18 protein-coding genes are annotated in these 26,147 nt (G+C 65.6%); 10 read left to right on the top strand and 8 right to left on the bottom strand.

What is annotated here, in order from left to right:
• Positions 1-20: 20 nt before the first annotated feature.
• Positions 21-3,572 (bottom strand): EAL domain-containing protein, encoded by a 3,552-nt coding sequence (locus F7R11_RS18605; RefSeq protein WP_064809128.1) that lies wholly within the window; start codon positions 3,570-3,572, stop codon positions 21-23.
• A 276-nt stretch (positions 3,573-3,848) separates the two neighbouring features.
• On the opposite strand from F7R11_RS18605, the gene F7R11_RS18610 reads away from it, so the two are divergent.
• The 5 genes from F7R11_RS18610 (at position 3,849) to F7R11_RS18630 (ending at position 9,624) form a co-directional block, all read left to right on the top strand.
• On the top strand, positions 3,849-6,311 hold the full coding sequence (locus tag F7R11_RS18610) for a sensor domain-containing diguanylate cyclase (protein ID WP_064808870.1): 2,463 nt from the start codon (positions 3,849-3,851) through the stop codon (positions 6,309-6,311).
• A 359-nt stretch (positions 6,312-6,670) separates the two neighbouring features.
• Positions 6,671-6,982: a FeoA family protein gene (locus F7R11_RS18615; protein WP_031328763.1), complete on the top strand. Its 312-nt coding sequence runs from the start codon at positions 6,671-6,673 to the stop codon at positions 6,980-6,982.
• A 47-nt stretch (positions 6,983-7,029) separates the two neighbouring features.
• Positions 7,030-8,895 carry a ferrous iron transport protein B gene (feoB, locus tag F7R11_RS18620; protein ID WP_064808868.1) on the top strand — a complete coding sequence of 622 codons (1,866 nt, stop codon included), beginning with the start codon at positions 7,030-7,032 and terminating at the stop codon, positions 8,893-8,895.
• Positions 8,892-9,212, top strand: coding sequence for a DUF6587 family protein (locus F7R11_RS18625; RefSeq protein ID WP_064808865.1), 321 nt, complete (start codon positions 8,892-8,894; stop codon positions 9,210-9,212). Before feoB ends, F7R11_RS18625 begins: the two co-directional genes overlap by 4 nt.
• Positions 9,213-9,318: 106 nt before the next feature.
• On the top strand, positions 9,319-9,624 hold the full coding sequence (locus tag F7R11_RS18630) for a hypothetical protein (protein ID WP_021192985.1): 306 nt from the start codon (positions 9,319-9,321) through the stop codon (positions 9,622-9,624).
• 19 nt (positions 9,625-9,643) lie between these two features.
• Here the strand turns inward: F7R11_RS18630 and F7R11_RS18635 are convergent, their stop codons facing one another.
• The 5 genes from F7R11_RS18635 to F7R11_RS18655 form a co-directional block, all read right to left on the bottom strand.
• A complete protein-coding gene (locus F7R11_RS18635; RefSeq protein ID WP_064808863.1) occupies positions 9,644-9,889 on the bottom strand; it encodes a hypothetical protein in 246 nt (81 codons plus the stop codon).
• Positions 9,890-9,987: 98 nt separating this feature from the next.
• Positions 9,988-10,446: a ferric iron uptake transcriptional regulator gene (gene fur / locus F7R11_RS18640; RefSeq protein ID WP_021192987.1), complete on the bottom strand. Its 459-nt coding sequence runs from the start codon at positions 10,444-10,446 to the stop codon at positions 9,988-9,990.
• 411 nt (positions 10,447-10,857) lie between these two features.
• Positions 10,858-12,084, bottom strand: coding sequence for a CynX/NimT family MFS transporter (locus tag F7R11_RS18645; protein WP_064808861.1), 1,227 nt, complete (start codon positions 12,082-12,084; stop codon positions 10,858-10,860).
• Positions 12,081-12,536 (bottom strand): nucleoside deaminase, encoded by a 456-nt coding sequence (locus tag F7R11_RS18650; protein WP_064808859.1) that lies wholly within the window; start codon positions 12,534-12,536, stop codon positions 12,081-12,083. The genes F7R11_RS18645 and F7R11_RS18650 overlap by 4 nt, the downstream gene beginning before the upstream one ends.
• A gap of 32 nt (positions 12,537-12,568) precedes the next feature.
• Entirely contained in the window at positions 12,569-13,249 is a 681-nt protein-coding gene (locus tag F7R11_RS18655) for an ankyrin repeat domain-containing protein (protein ID WP_064808857.1), read from the bottom strand.
• 99 nt (positions 13,250-13,348) lie between these two features.
• On the opposite strand from F7R11_RS18655, the gene F7R11_RS18660 reads away from it, so the two are divergent.
• A complete protein-coding gene (locus F7R11_RS18660) occupies positions 13,349-14,236 on the top strand; it encodes a LysR family transcriptional regulator (RefSeq protein WP_064808854.1) in 888 nt (295 codons plus the stop codon).
• 73 nt (positions 14,237-14,309) lie between these two features.
• Here the strand turns inward: F7R11_RS18660 and ahpF are convergent, their stop codons facing one another.
• Positions 14,310-15,884, bottom strand: coding sequence for an alkyl hydroperoxide reductase subunit F (ahpF, locus tag F7R11_RS18665; RefSeq protein ID WP_064808852.1), 1,575 nt, complete (start codon positions 15,882-15,884; stop codon positions 14,310-14,312).
• 136 nt (positions 15,885-16,020) lie between these two features.
• Positions 16,021-16,584: an alkyl hydroperoxide reductase subunit C gene (gene ahpC / locus F7R11_RS18670; protein WP_021192992.1), complete on the bottom strand. Its 564-nt coding sequence runs from the start codon at positions 16,582-16,584 to the stop codon at positions 16,021-16,023.
• 389 nt (positions 16,585-16,973) lie between these two features.
• Here ahpC and treS point away from each other — a divergent pair, with 389 nt between their 5' ends.
• The 4 genes from treS to F7R11_RS18690 all read left to right on the top strand — a co-directional run bounded on the left by treS (position 16,974) and on the right by F7R11_RS18690 (position 26,089).
• A complete protein-coding gene (treS, locus tag F7R11_RS18675) occupies positions 16,974-20,465 on the top strand; it encodes a maltose alpha-D-glucosyltransferase (RefSeq protein ID WP_064808850.1) in 3,492 nt (1,163 codons plus the stop codon).
• The gene (gene treZ / locus F7R11_RS18680) at positions 20,462-22,411 is read left to right on the top strand and encodes a malto-oligosyltrehalose trehalohydrolase (protein WP_082932977.1); all 1,950 of its coding nucleotides are present in this window, start codon (positions 20,462-20,464) and stop codon (positions 22,409-22,411) included. Before treS ends, treZ begins: the two co-directional genes overlap by 4 nt.
• Before the next feature lie 9 nt (positions 22,412-22,420).
• A complete protein-coding gene (gene malQ, locus F7R11_RS18685; RefSeq protein ID WP_064808847.1) occupies positions 22,421-24,715 on the top strand; it encodes a 4-alpha-glucanotransferase in 2,295 nt (764 codons plus the stop codon).
• 126 nt (positions 24,716-24,841) lie between these two features.
• A complete protein-coding gene (locus F7R11_RS18690) occupies positions 24,842-26,089 on the top strand; it encodes an MFS transporter (protein ID WP_064808845.1) in 1,248 nt (415 codons plus the stop codon).
• The last annotated feature ends 58 nt before the right edge of the window (positions 26,090-26,147 follow it).

The raw sequence follows: 26,147 nt of genomic DNA on the forward strand, positions 1-26,147 counted from the left end.
GCGTGCACCTGCCCCAGGCCCTAGATGGTAAAGCGCCCGTCGCGTTCCAGCAGCGCGGCCACGGCATCGGGCAGCAGTGGCTCGCTGAAGTAGTAACCCTGCAGCACGTCGCACTGGTGCGATGTGAGGAATACGGCCTGCGCAGCGTCTTCCACCCCTTCCGCGCACACCTTCACGCCCAGGTTGTGGGCCAGCACCACCACCGTCGTACAGATGGCGGCGTCATTGGAGTCGCGGTCAATGTCCTTGACGAAGGCGCGGTCGATCTTGATGAGGTCGATCGGCAGGCGCTTCAGATACGCCAGGCTCGAATACCCCGTACCGAAATCATCAATGGCGATACGCACGCCAAGCTGACGGATGGCGGTCAGGTCTTCGATGGTGCGCTCGGTACCTTCCATCAGCATCGACTCGGTCACTTCCAGCTCCAGGAAGCCCGAGCCGAGGCCGTATTGGCGCTGCAGCTTGAGCAGCGTCGGCAGCACGGTGCCGCGCTTGAACTGCAGCGGCGACACGTTCACGGCAATCGTCAGGTCGTCGGCCAAGCCGCGCGCATGCCAATCCGCGCGCTGCTGCGCTGCCTCGGCCAGCACCCAGTTGCCGATATCGACAATCAGCCCACTCTCTTCGGCCACCGGAATGAACGCTGCCGGCGGCAACAGTCCGCGCGTCGGGTGAATCCAGCGGATCAGTGCTTCCAGCCCGCACACGCGGCCGGTCTGGGTGTCGATCTGCGGTTGATACAGCAGGCGGAACTGGCCCTGCTCCAGCGCGGCCCGGATCTGGTGCTCCAGGTTCAACCGGTACGACACGCCGATGTCCATCTCGGGCGCGAAGAACTCCAGCCGGTTGCGGCCGTTCTGCTTGGCGTAGTACATCGCCATCTCGGCATGACGGATGAGTGTGTCGGCATCCGAGCCGTGTGTGGGGTACTCCGCCACGCCAATGCTCGCCGTCACGAACACTTCATGTCCTTCCACGCGGATGGCCTCGGCAAAGAGATCGAAGCCGAAATCGACGCCGTGCGAGCCGGCATGGGAGATGACCAGCGCAAACACGTCGCCGCCAAAGCGCGCCACAGTATCCACCGTATCGGCCGCGTCACGCAGGCGCTCGGCCACACGGCGCAGCACCTCGTCGCCCAGCAGATGCCCCAGGCTGTCGTTGATGACCTTGAAGCGGTCGATATTGACCAGCGCCACATAGAAGCGGCTGCGCTGGCGCGCGGCCATCTCCACCGACTGCTGCACACGGTCGGCCAGCAGCGTGCGATTGGGCAGACCGGTGAGCGGGTCGACCGTGGCGTGCTGCGCCAGGCGCGCGCGCGTCATCTCCTGCTCGGTCACATCGTCCTGGATGCCGACGTAGTGCGTGACCGCGCCCTTGGCATCGCGTACAGGCGAAAGCAGAAAGTTGTTCAGGAACGGGTGGCCATCCTTGCGGAAATTGCGCAGCAGTACGCGAATCTCACTGGCATCCCGCAGGGCGGTGCGCACTTCGTTCAGCGCCGGCTGCCCCGGCTCGGAGGAATGCAGGAAGCGGCAGTTGCGGCCCAGCACCTCATCGGCGCGGTAGCCGGTCATGCGCTCGAAGCCGGGGTTCACGTAGACCAGCGGCATGTCGGGCTGCTGCGCATCGGCCACGGCAATGCCCGATGGCACGGACTCCACCACACGGCGCAGCAGGCGCAACTGTTCGTCGGACTCGCGGCGCTCGGTGATGTCCTGCATGGTGCCGAAGAGCGCCACGACCTCGTCACGCTCGTTGCGTTCGATGTTGCCGCGCGAGAGCACCCACCGATGCTCGCCATCGCGTCGGATCATCTCCAGTTCCAGCGAATAGGGCTCGCCTTCGGTCACGGCATGGCTGGCGGCTTCGCGCAGGCGGTTGAAGCTGTCGGCCGTGAAGAACTGCGATTGCTGCGCAAACGTGGGCGGCGCCCCCGCCGGCACACCGGTCAGCACGTACATGCCAGAAGACCACGTGGTGGAGTCCCGCAACACGTCCCAGCGCCAGCTGCCGAGTTGCGCGATCTGTTCGGCCACGCGCAGGTTGGCCTCGCTCGCGCGCAGTTCCTGCTCCATGGCCGAGCGCTGCGAGATATCGCTCACGCCACCGACCATGCGCACGGCCCGGCCATCATTGCCGCGATAGATGCTGGCGCGGATCTCTACCGTGCGCGTGGCGCGGTTGGCGTCGATGACACGGCACACGCTGTGCCAGCTACCCCGGTCTGAATGCAGCACCGCACGCAGCTGCTGGCCGAACGCATCCACATCGTCGGGATGCACGAACTGGTGGAAAGTCAGCGTGCGCGAGGTGCCGCCACCCATGCCGTCGTCCTCGCCGGGGCCCAGCAGCGCGTCGCTGCCCAGTAGCCGGTGCAGGCTGGCATTGGCCCAGGATTCTCCGGTGGCGATATCCCAGTCGAAAATCCAGTCGTTGGTGGCACGTGCCACACGTTGGAAACGCTCGGTCAGGCGATGGACAGTGGCGTCGTGCCGCTGGATGGCCGCGCGCATCTCGTTGAACGTGCGTTCGAGCAACGACAGCTCATCGCGCGTGGTGCCCTGCTCGACCACGCGCGCGGAGAAATCACCCGCAGCGTAGTGGCGCGCCGCATCCACCAGCGCATCGACGCGCGGCAGCACCAGCCGCCGCATCGCTATCTGAATCAGCGCCAGCAACAGCACGATCATCAACAGGATGGCACCGCCGCCGGCCAGCGCGATGTCACGCTGCTGGCGAATGATGTCGGTCGCGTCCACCCCTCGCACGATGCGCAGGCGCCCGGCGGCAGCATGCGGCACCACCATGGCGGCATAGGCACGCTTCACGCCATCGGTGTCGTCCACCAACATGGGGTCGCCCGGCTGCTGGCCAGCCATCGCCACGAGCGTTCCCTTTGCAATCGTGGGTGCCTGCCCGGGCGTCATCGTGGCGTTGATCGACAGCACGTTGCCGGACGCGTCGATCAGGTAGACCGGCGCACCCGGCATACCACCGGAGGCTGCCGCAATCAGGGCACTCTGCCGCACGGCCGCATAGGCCACGCCCCGGATGGCGCCGTCGACGGCCACCACCGGCCGCGCAGAAACGATCACGGCCTGGTTGGACGCCCTCCCAATGACGAAGGTCGACAGCGCCGGCTGACCGGTCGTCAGAACCTCGTGGACATATTCACGATCCGACACGTCGATACCGAGACTGGCCGGATCGGGCGTGCACACCAGCTTGCCGTGCGCGTCAATCACGCCGAGGTTGGAAAGCTCGTTCTGGTTATGGAAAACGCGGTTGACGAAGCGGCTGCATTCCTGCTGGTCCATGCGCAGGGCCGAATCGTCGGCCACCAGCACGGAGAGCAGCTCGTTGGCATTGGACAGCACCATCCCGACGCGCGCGGCGGCGGACTCGGTCTCGTGGGTCAGGCGCTGGGCAAGATGATCGTTGAGCCGGTCACGGTAGAGCGCCACGCCGGCAATCGCCACAACAATGGCCGGCAAGGCGGCCACCGCAGCCAGTGCAAGCAAACGGCCGCGCAGCGTGGTGGGAAAAAAAGCGTGCTTCGGCACTTGAATGACCGGTAGAGCCTTGGTGTGGAGAGCGGATGCACTCTGCGGCTGCACCTCAGTGACGGCACGACATGCGGCTCAGAGGCCGTACGCCAAGGCACACGATGCAGTTGCGGCATCGTGCCGGCTGACGGCTGACGCAGTGCGCAAGCATTTTGCTTGCAATTCCTATCGCACGCAACTTGTGGAAACTGTGTACGCAACTGTTGCAATCTAGGTAGCTTTGTTGACGTTTCGGGGTTTCCACGGGGCCGACTCGCTCTAAAATCCGGCCACATGCCAAATACGCCCGAATTTCGCCCCGTAGGCACCGCCCCACGCCGCCTGTTGTTCCGCCTACTGCCGGGCGTGGTGTTTGCCGCGCTGGTACCGTTTGCGGGGTTGATTGCGGTGGCCGTCTCCACGGTGTACGACGACACCCGGCAGGAGATCGACAGCCGCCTGGACCAGGCAATATCGCAGGCGGCCCGCCCGATCGACGCGCGGCTGGCCAGCATCATCGACCGCCTCTCCGCCGCCACCGAGGGCGCCAGCAACCTGCACAAGCCTGCCGACGGCCAAGCCTGGCTCGACACGCATGCCGACTTGCGCGGCGCTTTCGACAACGTACTGGTGGTCGGTGCCGACGGCACCCTCCTGGCCGACGCACCGGCGCTGCCTGAACGGCGCGGCGACAACATGGCCGACCCCCCCATCTTCCAGACCGTGCGCGACACGCGCCGGCTCTACATGCCGGAGCCGTTCCTGGCACCGTCGGGCCAACGCCCGGTGGCCTCATTTGCGGCGCCGCTGCACGGCAATGACGGCAGCTTTGCGGGGCTGGTGATCGGCTCGATCGAGCTGTCGCGCAATCCAATGCTCGCCGACTTGGAAGCCGTCCGGATGGGACGCACCGGGCGCCTGGTGGTGGTGTCGGAAGGGGGCAAATACATTGTTGCGCCGGATCGCTCGCGCCTGCTGCAGCAAGCACCGGATCTGGCCGCCCTGCCCACTTCGGCGCGCGCGCTCGCGCAGGGCTGGAGCCAGGGCGCTGAATTCACCCCGCCGGGGCAGGCTCCCGTCATCGTCGGCTATCGCCGGCTGAGTGCCGTGCCCTGGAGCGTGGGCGTCTGGTGGCCGGTGCAGGAAGCCTACGCGGGCGCGGCACGTACGGCGCGCACGCTCATCGCGGCCGGCATTGCCTTCGGCGCCGTCTGCCTGCTGTTTGCCTGGTTCTGGATCGAGCGCGCGGTCAGCCCGCTGGAGCGCCTACGCCATGAGGTGGAAGGCGGCCTGCCGATCCACCCGGTCACGCCCACTTCCGGCCGCCCACCCTTGCACGATGCCCACCCGCCCGGCCCGCTCACCCGCCTGGGCGAGCTGGCAGACCCGCAGGTCTCCACGTTTGACCCGACCACCGAGGTCGGTGCGCTGGCCGTGCGTGTCGGCCACCTCGCCAAGTATTGGGAACAGGCACTGGAGATCAGCGAGCAGGACGTCGCCTTCTTCCGCGCATTGGCCGAGCAGGCCCCGGTCGGGCTGGCGTTTCTGGATCGCGCGCTGGCGGTGCCGTTTGCCAACGTGCGTTTCGAACGGCTGCTGGGCGCGAGTGCGCAGGCCATCAGCCTGGCATTGCAGGCCAAGGAGGGCGACCCGGTTCCACCTGCCGCGCGGGCCGTGGCCACCGCGCTTGCCCATCTGCCGCGCGCACCGCTGGCACTGGCGGATCAGCCGGTGGTGATTGCCACGGGGCAAGGTGCCGCTATTGGCGCGGTGCTGCTGACGGCGCGGCCCATCGGTGGCGCCGGTGCGCCGCTGGCCGGGTGGATCGTCGCCGTGGTCGACAGCACGCGCGAGCAACGCGCGAAGGAGGCGCTCGAACAGGAGGTCCGCGCCGCGCTGCTGGTGCTCGATGCCATTCAGGAGCCGCTGCTCACGATCGACGGCGATGGCATCGTCACCCACGCCAGCCGCGCCATTGAAACGCTCGTTGGCACACACCCCGCGCGCGCGGTCGGCCAATCGATCAACCGCCTGCTGCACCTGGTGGAGCACGACAGCGGCAGACGCGTCATCCCCACGCAGTTGTTGCGCTCGGGCGGCAGGCTCTCGGGCAACCTGCGGCTGGAACGCGCCGACGGGCGCCGGCACGATGTGGAGTTGTCATGGGGCCCGCTGCCAGGCACATCGGGCAGCGGCGTCCTGGTGCTGCGCGATGTGTCGGCCACGCGAGAGACCGTGCAACGTATCGCCTGGGATGCCACGCACGACGTGCTGACCGGGCTGCTGAACCGCCGCGGCTTTGATGCGACCTTGCGCGCGCAGGTCGAAGCGCATCGTGGCGGCAACCCAGTCACGCGTGCGCCGCTGGCCCTCATCATGATCGACCTGGATGGCTTCAAGACCATCAACGACCGCTATGGCCATGCCGCCGGCGACGACGTGCTGCGCGGCGTGGCCGAGCTGATCGTGCAGAACACCCGCACGCAAGACTACGTGGCCCGCCTGGGCGGCGACGAGTTCGCGGTCATCCTGCCCAACTGCGACATGCAGGCTGCCGTTACGTTTGCCGACCGCATCCGCGCGGCGCTGGCCCGTCAGCCACTGCTGGCCGCCGGTGCACGGGCAGAGATTGCGCTTTCGCAGGGGGTGGTTGAATTGCATGCAGACGATGCCGACGTGAGCACCTTCCTGGCACGTGCGGACGCCGCTTGCTACCGCGCCAAGAACGAAGGCCGCGGCGCGATCGCCAGCGACTGAATACCCTACACTCGGCAGGCACCAAAGAAAAAACCACCGGATAGCGGTATCCGGTGGCTTCAAGAATACGCTTTGAACGGGGAAGTTCAGCGCACTTGAAGGATAGGCAATGACCCCCGCCCGGCCAATACCCAGGATAGGGTAATTTGGCAAAAACCCAGTACCAGTAGCGGTTTTACGCGCACCCTGCCTTTTTGTGCCTTCGGCGCAACGCCCCTCCCCCGCGTGAATCCCTCGTCCAAAATAACCATCGCGGCGACCCGGTGCCGCAGCCCCTCACGCTTGATGTTGCGATATAATGAAAACGATTCGCATTTACGTAGTAATCAACGCACTCAGCAAGTGAGCGACTAGGCACGATGCGGCTTTCCGAGCTTTCCCGCCGGGCGACGGCGGTGGTGGATCACGTTGAAGACCGTGAGCCCGCCGATCCCATCAGCCAACGCCTGCGCGAACTCGGGTTCGTCACGGGCGAAGTGGTGCGCGTGGTGGCCGTAGGCCCGTTCGGCGGTGATCCGCTGGTCGTGCAGGTCGGCTTTACGCGCTTTGCGCTGCGCCGTCAGGAGGCTGCCCGTGTTCGCCTGCGCGCTGAAGCGGCCAAGCAACCCGCCGCTGAGGCGATTGCCGCCACCGAGGCGGCCCCGCCCGCGCAGGTACGCGAGGCGGCGTAGCCCGTCGCCCGCCGCCGACACTTTCCGGCCCCGCTTATCCGGTCTTCATGCAGATGCACGCCTCTCCCGCCTCCTCTTCCTCGCCAGCATTGCGCGTTGCCCTGGTCGGCAACCCCAATTGCGGCAAAACCGCGTTGTTCAACCTGCTGACCGGCAGCCGCCAGAAGGTGGCCAACTATGCGGGTGTGACGGTCGAGCGCAAGGAAGGCCGCTTCACCGCGCCGTCGGGCCGGCACGTACAGATCCTGGACCTGCCCGGCGCCTACAGCCTGGTCGCCACCAGCCCCGACGAAGCCATCACGCGCGATATCTGCCTAGGCACGTTCCGTGGCGAACCGCGCCCCGACATGCTCATCTGCGTGGTGGACGCCACCAACCTGCGTCTGCACCTGCGCTTCGTGCTTGAGTTGCAGCGACTGGGCCTGCCGATGGTGCTGGCATTGAACATGGTGGATGCTGCCGAACGGCGCGGCATCCGCATCGACCGCGCCAAGCTGGAAGCCGCGCTGGGCATGCCCGTGGTGCAGACCGTGGCCATCAAGCGCAATGGCGCGGCAGAGCTTGTCGCCCATATCGATCACGGGCAACTGCCGGCCGTTCCGGTGGGGCTGCCCGCCGACGCCGACCCGCATACTGAGGTCAAACGCCTGCTCGACGCTGCCGTCACCATGCCGCGCAGCACCGCCGAGTTGGATGACCGGCTCGACCGCATCGTGCTGCATCCGGTGCTGGGCCTGCTGCTGCTGGCCGTGCTGATGTTCTTCATGTTCCAAGCGGTGTTCTCCTGGGCGCAGCCGCTCATGGACGGTATTCAGGGTGCCGTGGAAGCCGTGGGCGTGTGGGTCGGCACGGTCATGCCCGACGGCATGCTCAAGAGTCTGCTGGTCAACGGCATCATCGCCGGCACGGGCAGCGTGCTGGTGTTCCTGCCGCAGATCCTGATCCTGTTCCTCTTCATCCTCTCGCTGGAAGAGTCTGGCTACCTGCCACGCGCGGCCTTCCTGCTTGACCGGCTGATGGCGGGCGCCGGATTGTCGGGGCGCTCGTTCATCCCACTGCTCTCCAGCTTTGCCTGCGCGATTCCCGGCGTGATGGCCACGCGCACGATTCAGGACCCGCGCGACCGGCTGGTGACGATTCTTGTGGCACCGCTGATGACGTGTTCGGCACGGCTGCCGGTGTATGCACTGCTGATTGGCGCGTTCATTCCGGTGCGTCAGGTGTGGGGCGTGTTCAACCTGCAGGGGCTGGTGCTGTTCGGGCTGTACATGGCCGGCATCGTGTCGGCGCTGGTCGTGGCCTACGTGCTCAAGTACCTCAAGCGCGATCGCAACGAGCACCCGCTCATTCTCGAACTGCCATCGTATCGACTGCCCAGCGTGCGTAACCTCATCGTTGGCCTGGTCGAGCGCGCGCGTATCTTCCTGCGCCGCATCGGCACGGTCATCCTGAAGATGATGGTGGTGCTGTGGTTCTTGTCGACGTTCCCGTCGCCGCCCGCCAACGCCACCCTGCCGGCCATCGATTACAGCTTTGCCGGCATGATCGGCCGGGCGCTGGAAGTCGTGTTCGCGCCGATCGGCTTCACGTGGCAGATGTGTGTTGCGCTGATTCCTGGCATGGCCGCGCGCGAAGTGGCCGTGGGTGCGCTGGCAACGGTGTACTCGCTGTCGGCCACGCATGAGGATGCGGCTGCGCAGCTGGCGCCGATCATTGCTCAGCAATGGTCGCTGGCCACGGCGCTGGCCTTCCTGGCGTGGTACGTGTATGCGCCGCAATGCATCTCGACGCTGGCCACCATCCGCCGCGAAACCAACTCGTGGAAGGTCATGGCAGCCACCGCGGGTTATCTGTTTGCGCTGGCCTACCTGGCCGCCTTTGCAACCTACCAGATCGCACGGGTGCTGACATGAGCGTGTACCACGTTGTCGAAACCGGCGTTGTTGCTACGGTCGTGGCGCTGAGCGCGCTGTCGATTACCGGCCGCTATGCACCGGTCATGCGTGCGCGCACGATGGCGCGTGTGGCAGGCTGGTGTGATCGGCCATCGCGACCGGACTGGATGCGTGCTTTCGGGCAACGCTTGCTTGCGCCGGGAGCATCGCCGTCATGCCACTCCGATGCGCTCTCGGGCAGCGCATGCGGCAGTGGTTGCAGCGGCTGTGCATCGGGCGAATCGTCATCCGCTGCCGCGGTTGAGCAACCCATCCATTTCGTGCGCCGCAAATAACGGCCGACGCAACATCACAACACCAACGGGCTCGCATCATGCGGGCCCGTTTTATTTTTGTGGAACGCAGGCGTAGACTGGTCCAAACCTGAACGGGGGACGCGTCATGACCGAAGAACTGCTGGTCCAGTTGATTGCGGAAGTCGAGAAGGAAGACCCGGTGGATTTCGCCAACCTGCCCTTCGACGAGCAGATGCTGCGCGACCTGGTCTGCAAGCTGGTCTCGCGCCAGCTCACGCAAATGGAAGATGCCCACTTCAGCCAGGACGAGGTGATCGTCTCACTCACGGCGAGCATCGCTAAACTGGTGCTGGAAAATCTCGTGCTGAATGCGCGCCTGCTGGCACAGCAGGGACACGGCGAAAGCGCCCGCGCACTCCTCGAGCGCATCGCCCGACAGGCGAAGGGCTGACGACGCCCACACCTGAGCGTTACGACACGACGTTGTACTGGGTGCGCGCCCGCGTCAGCAGACGCTTGGCGACCGAGAGGCCGCGAATGGCGGCCGCGTCGTCATCGCTTGGGAAATCGAATTCGGCGCTCCAGTTGCAGCCGGTGTGATCGGGCCGGTGAATGCACATGGTGCGCAACTCGCAGTTGGCGCATTCCGGATGCTGCTGAACACAGCGGGCCAGCAGGGTCTTGAGTTCATCTTCGGACTTCAGACGGCGTTGCATCGGCATCTCCTGGGTAACACGATGTGTTGGAACCCACGGCAGCGGATGAGTTTCGCCACGATCCCGCCGATGATGTTTCCAGGCGTTACGGGATCACATCAATGTGAAGCGCGCTCCGAAGCCAACGGCGCACCTGCTTTGGCCTGGCATGCAGGGCACACGCCATACAGCGCCAGCGCGTGATCGCGCAGCACAAAGCCGCGCTCACTTGCCACACGCTCCTGACGGGCCTCGATGGCATCGTCGTGAAACTCTTCCACGCGGCCGCACGACATGCAGATCAGGTGATCGTGATGCGCACCCTCGTTGATCTCATACACCGCATGGCCGGCCTCGAATGTATGACGCAGCAGCACGCTGGCATCCACCAGTTGGTTGAGCACGCGGTAGACCGTCGAGATGCCGACGTCGAGGTCCGACGTCAGTAGCTGACGATAGACGTCTTCCGCACTCAGGTGACGGCCGTGGTCCGTGCCGGCAGCAAGGATTTCCAGAATCTTGACGCGCGGTGACGTGGCTTTGAGCCCAGCACGGCGCAGGTCGGTCGAGTTTGGCATGGCGTTCGGGGGCGTAAGGCAAGGAGGTCAGCGTAGACAGCGCAGCAGGGCCGGAAGCGGCGTCGCAATCGTGCAGACGGGGGTTCCGAAAAAAGACGGCATGGCTGGCGGCCCGGGAAAGTCGCAGTCGGGAAAGCGGGGTCTGAGTGCTTTCCCGACTGTCGGGCGGCTTGCTACTGCCAAACGCTCTGTGTGTCAGAGCGGTCCCCACAAAAGATCGGTTGCTGGGGCGCTAGGCATTCAACGGCCGGCACACTCACAGCGGAATTCGGTTCGACAGGTTGCGCTTGGTGGCTTGTCCATCGGCTGCAGCGCTGTCGATGGACAAACTATAAATGCGAATGATTCGCATTACAAGGACTTTTTTGAAAGTCGCCGAAAACCCTTGGGGAGGACGGGCTGAAAAACGGGCTAGAGGCGCCCGATAGCCTGCGCATAGCCGGCTGGCGCAAAGCGTAGCGTCGTGGCCACGGAGACGATCACGATGGCGATCAGCATCAGCCATGGCACCTGGAATCCGCCGGTCGCTTCGCGCAGCAAGCCCACTGCGTAGGGAATGATCCCTGTGATGATGAAACCAATGCCCTGCACGAATGCCGCCAGATAGCCTGCGGCGCGTGCATCAGACAGATGGTCCAGCGTAAGCGTCAGGCACAGCGAGAACATGGAGCCCAGGCCGCAGCCGATCAGCGCGACCCAGAGCAGCGTCCCGCTTTGCGGAGCGAGCAGCAGACCAGTCATGCCCATCAACTGCGCCAGCAACATGGCCGCCAGCCACGGGCGGCGATCCGGTTGCCGCCGCGCGAGCAACGGCGCCCCGAACGCCCCGATCACCTGGAAGATCGTCATCACGCCGATGAGGCCGCCGGCATCCTGCGCGCTCCAGCCGAGTTGGCGATAGAACATCGGCAGCCACGCAATCATGCTGGTGTAGCCAGCGTTGGTTGCCCCAAAGTAGAACGCCAGCAGCCACGCGCGCCGATTGCCGAAAAAGTTGATCACGGGCCCGTGCTGCGTGGTTGGCAGTGCCTCGCGCGGGCGGGCAGTCACCCACAACACCAGCGCGGCCAGCGCTGGCAACACCCAGATGCCAAGGCCCTCGTGCCAGTCGGCTACGTGTGCAATGCGCGGGCTGAGCGTGGCCGCCACGCCACCGCCCGCCATGAGCGACGCGGAATACAAACCCAGCGTGAACGGCACACGCTGCGGAAACCAACGCTTGATGATGCCTGGCGCCAAGCCCTGGATGATCGCAACACCCGTGCCGGCCAGCGCGGCGCTGGCAATCAGTGCGGCGCCGTGCTCGGCCCACAACCGCCACAAGCACGCTCCTGCAATTGCCAACAGGCTGCACACGACGCCGCGGTGCTCGGCCATCCAACGCGCCAGCCACGGAATGAACAACGCGATGCTGCCCATGCACAGCACCGGAATCACGGTCAGCATCGACACACCCTGCAGGCCGAGGCCCGTGTCTGCGCGAATCTCCGCCAGCAGCGGGCCGATCGTCGTGAGGATGGGGCGCAAGTTCAGGCCGAGCGCAATCACGACCAGCACGCCGATCCAGCCGGCATCGGCGCGCGCAGGCGTTGCAGTGGATGCAGCCGATGCAGCGTGCTGAGCAGTTGCCTCGGTCACGATTGGTGTGCCTGCCACGCTTCGTACAAGCCCTGCTCGCCCGTCGGCCGCAGTGCACTCATCTGCAGAGCGCGCGCTTGTGGCTCACGCTTGAGCTCCTCGTAGATGGCGGCGGTGGACATACCGAACGGCTCGCCGTCTTCGTTCGAATACGCAAAGTACGCGGCGCGGATGCCGCAACGATGCATGGCGGCAAAGCACATCGGGCACGGATGGCCGCTGGCATACATGACGGCGCCGCGCATGTCCGGTGTGGCCAGCGCGTGGCTGGCCTGACGGATGGCCTGCATCTCGGCATGGGCGGTGGGGTCGTTGGTGGCATGCACCTCGTTGACGGCACGGGCGACGATCTTGCCGTCGCGCACCAGCACGGCACCAAACGGCGCGCCGCCGGCGTTGATGTTGGCACGGGCCAGCTCAACCGCCTCGCGCATGTACTGTTCATCGGACATCGTGATCTCCTGAATCTCTTGGAAAAGGGGAGTTAGCGGGCGCCGGCAGCGACGAGCATGTCGGCAATCGCCTTCTGGCCGCGCTCACGCGCATGCTGCAGCGGCGTCACGCCCATGCTGTCGGCAAGATTGACGTCAGCACCGTGGTCGATCAGCAGACGGACAATCTGCTGGTGGCGCGGCCCGCCGTCGCTCAGCAGGATGGCTTCGAGCAGCCCTGTCCAGCCGAGGTTGTTGACGTGGTTCACGTCGACACCGGCGTCGATCAGCGCCTTGACGACCGCCACGTGGCCACGCTCGCAGGCCGGGATCAAGGCTGTGCCGCCGTAGCGGTTGGTGCTCTTGAGGTTGGCGCCATGGCTGAGCGTCATGCGCAAGATGTCCAAGCGCCCTTCTGCACCGGCCAGCAGATAGGCGCTGTCCAGGCGCTTGTTCTGGGCGTTGACATCGGCGCCGGCATCAATCAGTGCACGGGCGGTATCAACGTGATTGCCTTGCGTGGCGAGCAGCAATGGCGTGTTGTCGCCGCCATCACGCACATCCACGGGCACGCCCTGCTTGAGTTGCTCGGCCACCTTTGCTGTCTCGCCCTTGGCTGCAGCATTGAGCAGCCACGCCGGCTCACCGGCTGCAACGCACCCCGTTGTCGCACCTGCTGTAACACCAGCGGCACACATCGTCACCATCCAGCGCTTCCAGACACACAACGCCATCTCGGCTCCCTCCTGGCAATCGGAATAACCGGCCGATTATGGTTGCGCGCTGATGTATGTTCAAATTAAATGATTGAATGCACATCAGTGGATTACCAAATGATTGATCTGATCTTGCTGCGCAGCTTCGTCACGGTGGTCGACACCGGCAACTTCACACGGGCGGCGGAGCACCTGCACCTCACGCAATCGACGGTGAGCCAACAGATCCTGCGGCTGGAGCAGCAACTGAACTGCCGCCTGCTCGATCGCAGCCAGCGGCAGGTGCTGCCCACCGAAGAAGGCGACCGCCTGCTCGGCTATGCGCGCCGGCTGCTACGCCTGGCTGGTGAGGCCAGCGAGGCGCTCAGCCCGGAACACACCGAGGGTGTGCTGCGCCTGGGCGTGCCGGAAGATCTCGGCAGCGGCGCGTTGATGCCGCTCATCGCCAGCTTTGCGCGCGAGCGCCCGCGCCTGCGACTGGAAGTGGAAAGCGGCCTCTCCCACCACCTCTTGCGGCTGTACCGCAATGGCGATCTGGACATGCTGCTGGTCAAGCAATGGGGCACCGACAGCGACTGCCATGCGCGCTGGGCGGAACCGGTTTGCTGGATCGACAGTGCCGAGCGGCCACATACGCTGCCGCTCGGGCCCACGCAGTCCGCGCTGCCGCTGGTGGTGTTTCCGGTGGGCGCGCTGTATCGGCAGGAGATGCTGCACGCGCTGGAATCGCTCGGCCAGGCGTGGCGCATCACGTATTCGAGCCCGAGCCTGGCAAGCCTGTGCGCGGCGGTCAGTGCAGGGTTGGGCGTGAGTCTGCTACCGGCCAGCTGCATGCAGGCCGGGCATCGTGTTCTTGGCGCTGCCGATGGTTTTCCGGAGATCGGCGGGTTGGAACTGGCGCTCTTTGCGCGGCCCGACCTCGACAGCGCGGGGCGCGTGTTGCGCGACCGCCTGGTGGAGATGTGCAGCGAGCGCGCGCAAGCGCTGCAGTCCGCCGCGGGCTGAACACCAAAGAAAAAGCCGGACCCGCTCATCGCAAGGTCCGGCTTGGTCCGGCTTGGTACGCCTCCGTTCAGCTTCAGGCAGCTTCAGCCAACGGCACGCGGATCAGATGATCAAACGCCGACAGTGCAGCCTTGGCGCCATCACCCGTGGCGATGATGATCTGCTTGTACGGCGTAGTGGTCGCGTCGCCTGCAGCGAACACACCTTCCGCGCTGGTCTGGCCGCGTGCATCGACAACGATCTCGCCGAAGCGGTTGCGCTCTACCGCGCCATCCAGCCACTCGGTGTTGGGCACCAGGCCGATCTGCACGAACACGCCTTCCAGCGCGATCTCGTGCTCGACGCCACCCACGCGGTCCTTGTAGCGCAGGCCGTTCACCTTCTCACCGTTGCCGGTGATCTCGCTGGTCTGCGCGTTGGTGACGATGGTCGCGTTCGGCAGGCTCTTCAGCTTGCGCACCAGCACGGCGTCTGCCTTCAGTTCTTCGGCAAACTCCAGCAGCGTGACGTGGCTGACCAGGCCAGCCAGGTCGATGGCGGCTTCCACACCAGAATTGCCACCGCCAATCACGGCCACACGCTTGCCCTTGAACAGCGGGCCATCGCAGTGCGGGCAATAGGCGACGCCCTTGTTCTTGTATTCCTGCTCGCCGGGCACGTTCACATTGCGCCAGCGTGCACCGGTCGACAGGATGATCGAGCGGCCCTTGAGCACCGCACCGTTGGCCAGCGTCACCTCGGCAAAGCCGCCCGGCGCATCCGCCGGCGTGAGCTTGACCGCGCGCTGCGCGTTCATGATGTCGACCTCGTACTGACGCACGTGCTGCTCCAGCGCGGCGGCAAACTTCGGCCCTTCGGTTTCCGACACGGAGATGAAGTTCTCGATGGCCAGCGTGTCCAGCACCTGACCACCAAAGCGCTCGGCCACCACGCCGGTGCGCACGCCCTTGCGTGCCGCGTACACGGCTGCAGCCGCGCCAGCGGGGCCACCGCCGACGATCAGCACTTCATACGGTTCCTTGGCAGCGAGCTTTTCAGCATCACGTGCGGCAGCGCCGGTGTCGATCTTGGCGAGGATCTCTTCCACGCCCATGCGGCCCGTGCCGAACGTTTCGCCGTTCAGGAACACCGTCGGCACCGCCATGATCTTGCGCTGCTCGATTTCGTCCTGGTACATGCCGCCGTCAATGGCGACGTGCTGGATGCGCGGGTTGATCACGGACATCACGTTCAGCGCCTGGACCACGTCCGGGCAGTTCTGGCACGTGAGCGACATGTAGGTCTCGAAGCGGAAATCGCCTTCGATATTGCGAATCTGTTCGATGACGTCGGCTTCAAGCTTGGGGGCATAGCCGCCCACTTGCAGCAGCGCCAGCACCAGCGAGGTGAACTCGTGGCCGGTCGGGATGGCGGCAAAACGCACGCTCACATCAGAGCCGGTGCGGCGGATCAGAAACGACGGTGCACGCTCGGCTGCGTCGCGTTGTTCGGTCAGCACAATCATGCTGGACTGCTCGGCCACATCACGCAGCAGGTCCATCATGTCGCGGGAGCCCTCGCTGTCATCGACGTTGGCGACCAGCTCAATGGGCTGCACGAGGCGTTCGAGGTAGGCCTTCAGTTGGGCCTTGACATCAGCATCCAGCATGACGACTTCCTTTATTCGTTTTGAGTCCACAACGGGACAAATCAGAGGGCGCGACACACGTCGCTGCCCTTAAGCAAACGGCCGGCAGAGCCGGCCGTTTTTCACGCTGCATTTCTGCAGCAACAGCCTTGACAACTTAGATCTTGCCGACCAGGTCGAGCGACGGCTTGATGGTCTTGGCGCCTTCGTTCCACTTGGCCGGGCACACGTTGCCCGGGTTGTTGGCGACGAACTGGGCAGCCTTGAGCTTGCGCAGGGTTTCCTTCACGTCACGGGCGATGGCGTTGTCGTGCACTTCCAGCGTCTTGATCGTGCCTTGCGGGTCGATCACGAACGTGCCGCGCAGAGCCAGGCCTTCTTCCGGAATGTGCACGCCGAAGGCGTTGGTCAGTGCGTGCGTGGGGTCGCCCACCAGCGGGAACTGTGCCTTGCCCACGGCCGGCGACGTTTCGTGCCACACCTTGTGCGAGAAGTGCGTGTCGGTCGTAACGATGTAGACCTCGGCGCCGGCCTTTTGGAATTCTGCGTAGTTGTCAGCAGCGTCTTCCACTTCGGTCGGGCAGTTGAACGTGAACGCGGCCGGCATGAAAATCAGCACGGACCACTTGCCCTTGAGCGACTCTTCCGTAACGGTGATGAACTTGCCGTTGTGGAAAGCTTCGGCCTTGAACGGTTGAACTTGAGTATTGATCAGCGACATAGTGGTTGGGTTGGTTGGGTTGACGACGGGAGTGATCGTATCGTGACCCGTCATATTGTACAAATTGATTGATACGATCAATTCGATTACTAAATACTATTATACACCGATGCGGTGACAGCTTGCTGGGCGCACTCTCGCCCAAAATTACAAACCTGCGAGCAAGCTGCGCACGGCTCACCCCGAAGGCGAACCACCACCTACGCCAGCTCAACGGAATCTGCGGGTTTTGCAAGCCACGCGCGACTGCAGCCCTGCAGGCACGGCATTTGCGCAGGACATGAATTCGCCAACCCGCCGCGCGCCGATCGCATCACGCCTCCGGTGGAACGCTCGCTCATGCACGTTCACCGTCTGGTGCAACGCCGGCTCATGGAGGATCTCCTGTCATGACGCGCAACCCGACCGCGCTACTGGTGGATGACCCGCTCTGGTACAAGGACGCCGTCATCTACCAGTTGCACGTCAAGTCGTTCTGCGATTCGGACAACGACGGCATCGGTGACTTCCCCGGCCTGATTTCCAGGCTCGACTACATTGCCGAGCTGGGCGTGGACGTCATCTGGCTGCTGCCGTTCTATCCCTCACCGCGGCGCGATGACGGCTACGACATCGCCGAGTACCGCGGCGTTCACCCCGACTACGGCTCCATGGCCGACGTGCGCCGCTTCATTGCCGAGGCGCATGCGCGTGGCCTGCGCGTCATTACCGAACTGGTCATCAACCACACGTCGGATCAGCACCCGTGGTTCCAGCGCGCCCGGCGGGCCAAGCCGGGCTCGGCGCTGCGCGACTTCTACGTGTGGTCAGACCACGACAAGAAATACGCTGGCACGCGCATCATCTTCATCGACAGCGAGCCCTCCAACTGGACGTGGGACCCGGTGGCCAACGCCTACTACTGGCATCGCTTCTATTCCCACCAGCCCGATCTCAACTTCGACAACCCGCGCGTGCTCAAGGCCGTGATCGGCGTGATGAAGTTCTGGCTGAATCTGGGCGTGGACGGCCTGCGGCTCGACGCGGTGCCCTACCTGGTGGAGCGCGAAGGCACCTCCAACGAAAACCTGCCCGAAACGCACGCCGTATTGCGCAAGCTGCGCGCGGCCATGGATGCCGAGTTCAAGAACCGCCTGTTGCTGGCCGAGGCCAACCAGTGGCCCGAAGACACGCAGGAATACTTCGGCGCGGGCGACGAGTGCCACATGGCGTTCCACTTTCCGCTGATGCCGCGCATGTACATGGCGATCGCGCGCGAAGACCGCTTCCCGATCACCGACATCATGCGGCAGACACCGGAAGTGCCCAACACCTGCCAGTGGGCGATCTTCCTGCGCAACCACGACGAGCTGACGCTGGAGATGGTGACCGACGCCGAGCGCGATTACCTGTGGGAGGTCTACGCCAGTGACCGCCGCGCTAGGCTGAATCTCGGCATCCGCCGTCGCCTGGCGCCCCTGCTGGAGCGTGACCGCCGCCGCGTTGAGCTGATGAACAGCCTGCTGTTCTCGATGCCCGGCACGCCCGTCATGTACTACGGCGACGAGATCGGCATGGGCGACAACATCCACTTGGGCGACCGCGATGGTGTGCGCACGCCCATGCAGTGGTCGCCCGACCGCAACGGCGGTTTCTCGCGCGCCGACCCTGAGCAGCTCGTGCTGCCGGCCATCATGGGCTCGCTGTACGGCTATGAATCGGTGAACGTGGAGGCGCAGAGCCGCGATGCGCACTCGCTGCTCAACTGGACGCGGCGCTTGCTGGCCACGCGCAAGCAGCATCGGGTGTTTGGGCGCGGCAGCATCCACTTTCTGCAGCCGTCCAACCGCAAGGTGCTGGCCTACATCCGTGCACTGGAAGATGAACCACCCATGCTGTGCGTGGCGAATCTTTCCCGCGCTTCGCAGGCGGTGGAGCTGGATCTGTCGAACTACGCGCAGCGCGTGCCGATCGAGCTGATTGGCGGCACGGCGTTCCCGCCCGTGGGGCAACTGCCGTATCTGCTGACGCTGCAGCCCTATGCCTTCTTCTGGCTGGAGCTGCGCGAGAACGAACCCGGCCCGAGTTGGGCGCAACCAGCTGCCGAGCAGTTGCCAGAGTTCATCACACTGGTCTTGCGCTCGGGGCTGGATACGCTGTCCGACACGCGCCAGCGCGAAACGCATCGCCAGTCGATCGAACGTGAGGTGCTGCCCACCTACCTGCCCATGCGTCGCTGGTTTGCCGACCGCGACAGCGCGCTGCACGAGAGAGATGGGCTGCATGGCAAGGATGTACTGCGCAGTGCCCGCTTCGCCTGGGGTGCGGCGGTGCCTGTGGATGCTTCGTCCACCAACCGGCCGCTGGAGGGCGCGACACGGCCGGAGGTGTTCTTCAACGAAGTCGTTGTCACGCTGTGCGACGCGGATGGCGTAGAGCGCATCGAGCGCTATCTGCTGCCGCTGTCGATCGCGTGGGAGTCCACCACCCTGCCCGCGCTGCCGGTGCAACTGGCGCTCGCCCGCGTGCGCCGCGGCCGCCACGTCGGCTACCTGACCGACGCCTTCACCACCGAAACCTTCGCCCGTGCGCTGCTCGCCAATCTCGTGCGCGGCGCCACGCTGCAAGCCAGTGACGGCGCGGTGCATTTCCTGCCGGAGCCCGGCGTTGCCGACGCCGCCACATCCACCGCGCCCGAAGCTCGCTTGCCATTGGCGCCCGACGCACACGTGCAGTGGCTGGCGCCGGAGCAGTCGTACAGCGTACTGGTGATTGATGACGCGGTGACGATCAAGCTGATGCGCCGCGTCCACGCGGGCACGCATCCCGAGGCGGAAATGGCGCGCCACCTCACGCGCGCCGGCTACGCCAACACCGCCGCACTGATCGGCGAGATCACACACGCTGGCCCGGTGGGTGAACCGGCCACGCTGGCAGTGCTGCAGCGTTACGTGCCCAACCAGGGCAATGCCTGGAACTGGGCGCTCGACTATCTGCGCCGCACCATCGACGAGTTGGCCGTGCAGGCGGAAGCCGTGGCCTCGGGCGACGGCGAGGTCGCGCCGATCGCCGCATCGGAATCGCGCACCGATACCAACGAAGCGCTGGCGAGTTATCTGGCACAGATCGGCGCCATCGGCACACGCCTGGGCGAGCTGCATGCGTTGCTGGCGCAACCGAGCGATGACCCACGCTTCGGCACGCGCCCGGCGGACACCGACGATGTGCGCAACTGGACGGCGCGCGTGCGCGAACAAGTCACGCAAGCGTTGAACCACGTGGAAGCATGGCAAGACGCCCACGCACCGCACGAACCCGCCGAGTGGCTGCTGTTGCAACGTGACGCCCTGCCCGCGGCCATCAGCGCATCGGCCCAGGCCGGGCTGGGCGCAACGCTGTCGCGCCTGCATGGAGATTTCCACCTCGATGAGGTACTCGTCTCACAGGGCGACGCATTCCTGATCAACTTTGGTGGCAACCCGGCATTGCCAGTCGAGGTGCGACGCCGCAAGGACAGCCCGCTGCGCGACGTCGCCAGCCTGCTGCATTCGCTGGACGATGTGGCCGAGGCCATGCGGCAAGGCCCCGAGCACGTGACGGGGCCGGTGCAGGAGCGTCGCGATCAACTGCTCGAACGCTTTCGTGCGGCGGCTGCGGCGCACTTCCTGCAGACCTATGCAGATGCCGGCGGATGCCCGATCCACCCAGAACTGCTCAAACTGTTTCTGCTGGAAGACGCAGCCCGCCACCTTGATGCGGACACCGCCAGCCGGCCAGCCTGGCTGCCGGTTCCGCTGGCGGGCCTTGTCCGTGCGGCACGGCGCCTGCTTGGCGTAGAACCCGAGCCCGCAGCGCTCTCCACCGTCAGCCCCGTCGATGATCGCCCGGAATCCACGCTATGACTGCAGCTGCTGTACCCACCCCCACGTCACATCCCCTGCACGCCACGCAGCATGCGGCGTGCTTCACGCATGACCTGCCGTTTGGCGCGACGTGCCTCGGGCCGGAGCGCACGCGCTTCCGCCTGTGGGCGCCGGACGCCACCGAAGCGTGGGTCGAAATCGACGCTGGCCACGAGCGCAACGGCGGCAACGGCGGCAACACCATCCGCATGGACGCGGAGCCCGACGGCTGGTACGCAGCCATCGCCCCCATCGGCGCCGGCTTGGGCTACCGATACCGCGTAACCGACCGCAACGGTGTGACCCTCACCGTGCCTGACCCGGCTGCACGTGCGCAGTGGCAGGACCTCTATGGCCCCAGCCTGGTGGTCGACCCCGCACGCTACCTATGGCGCCACGCCGACTGGCAAGGCCGGCCGTGGCACGAGACCGTGCTGTACGAACTGCACGTCGGCGCGATGGGCGGTGCGATGGGTGGATTTCGCGGCGTACGTGCACGGCTGCCCGAGCTGGCGCGCCTGGGCGTCACCGCCATTGAACTGATGCCGCTGGCAGAGTTTCCGGGTGCGCGCAACTGGGGGTACGACGGCGTGCTGCCGTTTGCGCCAGACGCCAGCTACGGCTCGCCCGACGAACTCAAGGCGCTGATCGACACGGCGCACGGCCTCGGGCTGATGGTCTTTCTGGACGTGGTCTACAACCACTTCGGGCCCGACGGCAACTACCTGGCCCACTACGCGCGCCGCTTCTTCCACGAAGGCACGCACACGCCGTGGGGCGCCGCGTTCGATTTTCGCGAGCCGGTCGTGCGCGAGTTCTTCATCCAGAACGCACTGATGTGGCTGATGGAATATCGCTTCGATGGCCTGCGCCTGGACGCCGTGCAAGCCATTGGTGAGCGCGACTGGCTGGGCGAGCTGGCAGCGCGTGTACGCCAGGCGGTCGAGCCGGGGCGCTACGTGCACCTAGTGCTGGAGAACGAGAACAACGCCGCCTCGCTGCTGCGGGGGGCCACAACGTTGGCTACCGGACCGGTTGATCACGCAGCGGCCACGGCGGGCGCATTCGAAGCCCAGTGGAACGACGACGGCCACCACGCGCTGCACGCCCTGCTCACGGGCGAGCACGAAGCGTATTACGCGGCCTACGCCGATGCGCCGGCCAAGCGTCTTGCACGCGTGCTGCAGGAAGGCTTCTGCTATCAGGGCGAGCCCTCTGCGCTGCACAACGGCGCGCCGCGCGGCGAGCCCAGCGGCACCCTGCCGCCCACGGCCTTCGTGCTGTATCTGCAGAACCACGATCAGGTCGGCAACCGGCCGCTCGGTGAACGGCTCACGCGCCTCGCCCATCCGGAAGCCCTGCACGCCGCGCAAGCGCTGCTGCTGCTGTGCCCGCAAATCCCCCTGCTGTTCATGGGCGAGGAGTGGGGCAGCCTGCGGCCGTTCTACTACTTCACCAGCCACCACGGTGCGTTGGCCGATGCAGTGCGCGAGGGCCGGCGGCGCGAGTTCGGCCGGTTCTCGGCGTTCGCCGATCCGCTCAAGCGCGAGCGCATTCCCGACCCGAACGACGAGCGCACCTACCAGGCGTCCTGGCCCGGCGAGGCCGAACTCACCAACCCTGAGCACCTCGCCTGGCTCAACCGCACCCACCGGCTGCTGACACTGCGCCAGGCGCAGATCGTGCCGCGCCTGGTGGGCGCACGCGCGCTAGATGCCGTGCCGCTTGGCACCACGGGCGCACTGGCGCGCTGGCGACTGGGCGACGGCAGCGTACTGACACTCGCCGTCAACCTGGGCGCGCAGCCGGTATCCGTGCCGACTGCATTGGCGGGCAATCCCTCTGACCTGCTCTATGAATCGCGCGATGGTGCCGCCGCCACGCTGGCCACGCGTCACGTGCCCGCGCACGCCTGCATCGCGCTGCTGACGTTACCTGCTGACTGAGCCATCACGATGAACCACGTGCCCGACAACACCCTGCATGCGCTTGCCCAGCAGGCTGGCCTGCAGATCGAGTGGAACGACACTGCCGGCCGCGCCATGCACGTGAGCGACGACGTACTGCGCACCGTGCTGGGCTGCCTGGGCCTGCCTGCCGCCACGGCGGCAGAGGTTGCGGACAGCCACGCGCATCTGCAGGCCGAAGCCGATGACTTGACCGTGCCCGGGCTGATCACCGGCGTGGTCGGCCAACCCATCGTGCTGGAGACTGCGCCGCGCCAATTGGCCGTGCTGGCGGGGCAGCCCTATCGCGTGGATTACGAAAATGGCGGCGGCACGGTCGAAGGTACCGTCGGCGCCGACCGCGCCGCGCTGCAGTTGGCGCCGATACCTACAGCCGGTTATCACCGGTTGCGCATCGACACCGGGGCAGGCAGCAGCATCGACGCCACTCTCGCCATAGCGCCACCGCGCTGCTATGCCGTGGCCGATGCGCTGACAGCGCGTGGGCGAGCGCCCGACGCACGCCTGTGGGGCAGTTCGGCGCAGCTCTATGGCCTGCGGGCCCCCGGCGCTTTGGCCTCGCTTTCCGCCGGGCTGGGCAGCTACGCAAACGCGGGCACGCTGGCGCGCAGCCTCGCACAACACGGTGCCGATGCACTGGCCCTGAGCCCGGTGCACGCCATGTTCAGTGCAGACCCACATCGCTACTCGCCATATTCGCCATCGAGCCGATTGTTTCTCAACGCAATGATGATCGACCCCGCTGCGCTGTTCGGTGAACACGCCGTGCGACAGGCGGTGGCGGATTACAGCCTGGGCGACATCCATGCGCGCACGGAAGCCGCCACGCTGATCGACTGGCCCGCGAGTGCCACAGCACGGCTGACAGTGTTGCGCGCATTGCACCAGCAGATGCAGCAGCAGGTGGCCGCAGGCGATGCGCCCGCCCTCCGCCTACATGAAGACTTCCAAGCCTTTTGTACCGCGCGCGGCCAGAGCCTGCTCGACCATGCGCATTGCGAAGCGCTCGATGCCCACATGCGCGAGCACGATCCGCAGATCTGGCATTGGAAGCAATGGCCCGCGGCGTATCAGTCGCCATCCGACCCGGCAGTGCACACATTCGCCCGCGATCATGCAGATGCCGTGCGCTTCCACCTGTTTCTGCAATGGGCGGCCGCACGCCAGTTGGCCGCTGCACAGCGCACTGCAGAAGACGCCGGCATGGCCATCGGCCTGATCGCCGATCTGGCCATCGGCACCGACAGCGCGGGCAGCCATGTCTGGAGCCGGCAACAGGACGTGCTGATTGGCGTGACGGTGGGCGCCCCGCCCGACCTCTTCAACACGCAGGGGCAAAACTGGGGCCTGACCACCTTCAGCCCACGCGCCATGCGCTCGCAGGGTCGGGAGGGATTGCGGGCCTTCATCGAAATGCTGCGCGCGGTCATGTCCACACCCGGCGGCGTGCGCATTGACCACGTGCTCGGGCTGATGCGGCTGTGGGTGATTCCGGACGGTGCTCCCGCGCTGGATGGTGTGTACCTGCGCTACCCGCTGCAGGACCTGCTGCGGCTGATTGCGCTGGAGTCGTGGCGCAACCGCTGCATCGTCATCGGCGAAGACCTCGGCACCGTGCCAGGCGGGCTGCGCGGGCAACTGGCCGAGCGCGGCCTGCTCGGCATGCGCATCCTCTGGTTCGAGCGCGAGGAGGAAGTGCCCGGGCAACCGTTCCGCCCACCGCAAGACTGGGCGCGCACCTCCGTGGCGATGACCAGCACGCACGATCTGTCCACGCTGGCCGGCTGGTGGGTCGGCAACGATCTGCGCTGGCAAGGCAAGCTCGGTCTGCTGCCTGCCGGCATGGACGAAGCCCAGGCGCACGTGCAGCGTATGGCCGATCGGCATGCCCTGGTGGAAGCCTTCGCGCACCACAATCACGCGATCGAACAATCCGGCAATCCACCGCCGTTGCACATCACCGCGTTGAAGTTGGCGCTGGAACGCGCCAGCACGGCGGATTCAGTCGATGCCGATGTCGATGCCGACATCGCACTCGACGCCACCGCCGACGATTTCACCACGGCCGCCACGGCCTATACCGCCGCCGCGCCGCTGCCACTCACCATCGTGCCGATGGAAGACCTGCTCGGCCTGGTGGAGCAGCCGAACCTGCCCAGCACCGTCCATACGCATCCCAACTGGCGCCGCCGACAACCGGGGCCCGCAGACACGGTGCTGGATAACCCCACCGTGCAAACCCGCCTGACGGCGCTGGTCCGCGCCGGCAACAACATCGCCTAACGCTTTCCGCACGGGTTAACACCAACTGCATCACCTGATCGGCGGCCCTAGAATTCCTCTATTCATATAGATGACTAGAGCAATGTGCTTTTCAGTACATCGCCCACGTCACTCGGAGGAGACCGCATGTTCGGCTGGTTCAAAGAGATTTCAAAAGGGGAGAAGCGCACCTTCTGGGCGTGCTTTGGCGGCTGGGCGCTCGATGCGCTCGACGTGCAGATGTTCAGCCTCGTCATTCCCACCATCATCGCGGCGTGGCATATCGACAAGACCGAGGCCGGGCTGGTGTCGGGCGTCACGCTGGTGGCCTCCGCGCTGGGCGGCTGGATTGCCGGTGCGCTGACCGACCGCTTCGGCCGGGTGCGCACGCTGCAGATCACGGTGTTGTGGTTTTCCATCGCAACATTCGTCTCGGCGTTTGCGCAGAACTTCGAGCAGTTCCTGGTGCTCAAGGCCATCCAGGGCTTCGGCTTTGGCGGGGAATGGGCAGCAGGCGCCGTGCTGATGGCCGAGAGCATTCGCGCCAGCCACCGCGGCAAGGCCATGGGTACCGTGCAAAGCGCATGGGCCGTGGGTTGGGGTGCGGCCGTGCTGCTGTACGCGCTCACGTATTCCTTCATCGAGCCGGACCTTGCCTGGCGCGTGATGTTTGCCGCAGGCCTGTTGCCGGCGCTGCTCATCATCTACATCCGCCGGGGTATTCAGGAACCCGTGCCGGCGGCCAAGCCGGAAGCGAGTGCCAATGCCATGCCGGTCTCGCGCTTCCCGCTGCTCGACATCTTCCGCCCACAGGTGCTGCGCATGACGCTGATTGGCGGCCTGCTGGGCGTGGGTGCGCATGGTGGCTACTACGCGCTGATGACGTGGTTGCCGACGTATCTGAAAACGGAGCGCCACCTGTCTGTGCTCGGCACGGGCGGCTACCTGGCAGTGATCATCTTCGCGTTCTGGTGCGGCTGCGTGGCCAGCGCCTGGCTGCTGGACGTGATCGGCCGTCGCGGCAACATCCTACTGTTCTCGTGCTGCTGCGTGGTCACGGTGCTGGTGTACCTGCTGGTGCCGCTGTCTGACGGCGCGATGTTGGTGCTGGGCTTTCCGCTGGGCTTCTTTGCCGCTGGCATTCCGGCCAGCATGGGGGCGCTGTTCAACGAGCTGTATCCGCATGGCGTGCGCGGCACGGGCGTGGGCTTTTGCTACAACTTTGGCCGTGTAGTGTCTGCCGCCTTCCCGGTGCTGGTGGGCAAGATGAGCGCATCGATGTCGCTCGGCACGGCCATCGGCATAGATGCGGCCATCGCGTACGCCATCGTCGCCGTGGCCGTGCTGATGCTGCCCGAAACACGCGGCCGCGATCTCGCCGCCGTGACAGCCTGAGCCCTGATCTTCCAGAACAACACCATGTGCCCGACGCTCTTCATCCGTCGCCACCAGG

This window comes from Ralstonia insidiosa, assembly GCF_008801405.1.
GTDB lineage: Bacteria > Pseudomonadota > Gammaproteobacteria > Burkholderiales > Burkholderiaceae > Ralstonia > Ralstonia insidiosa.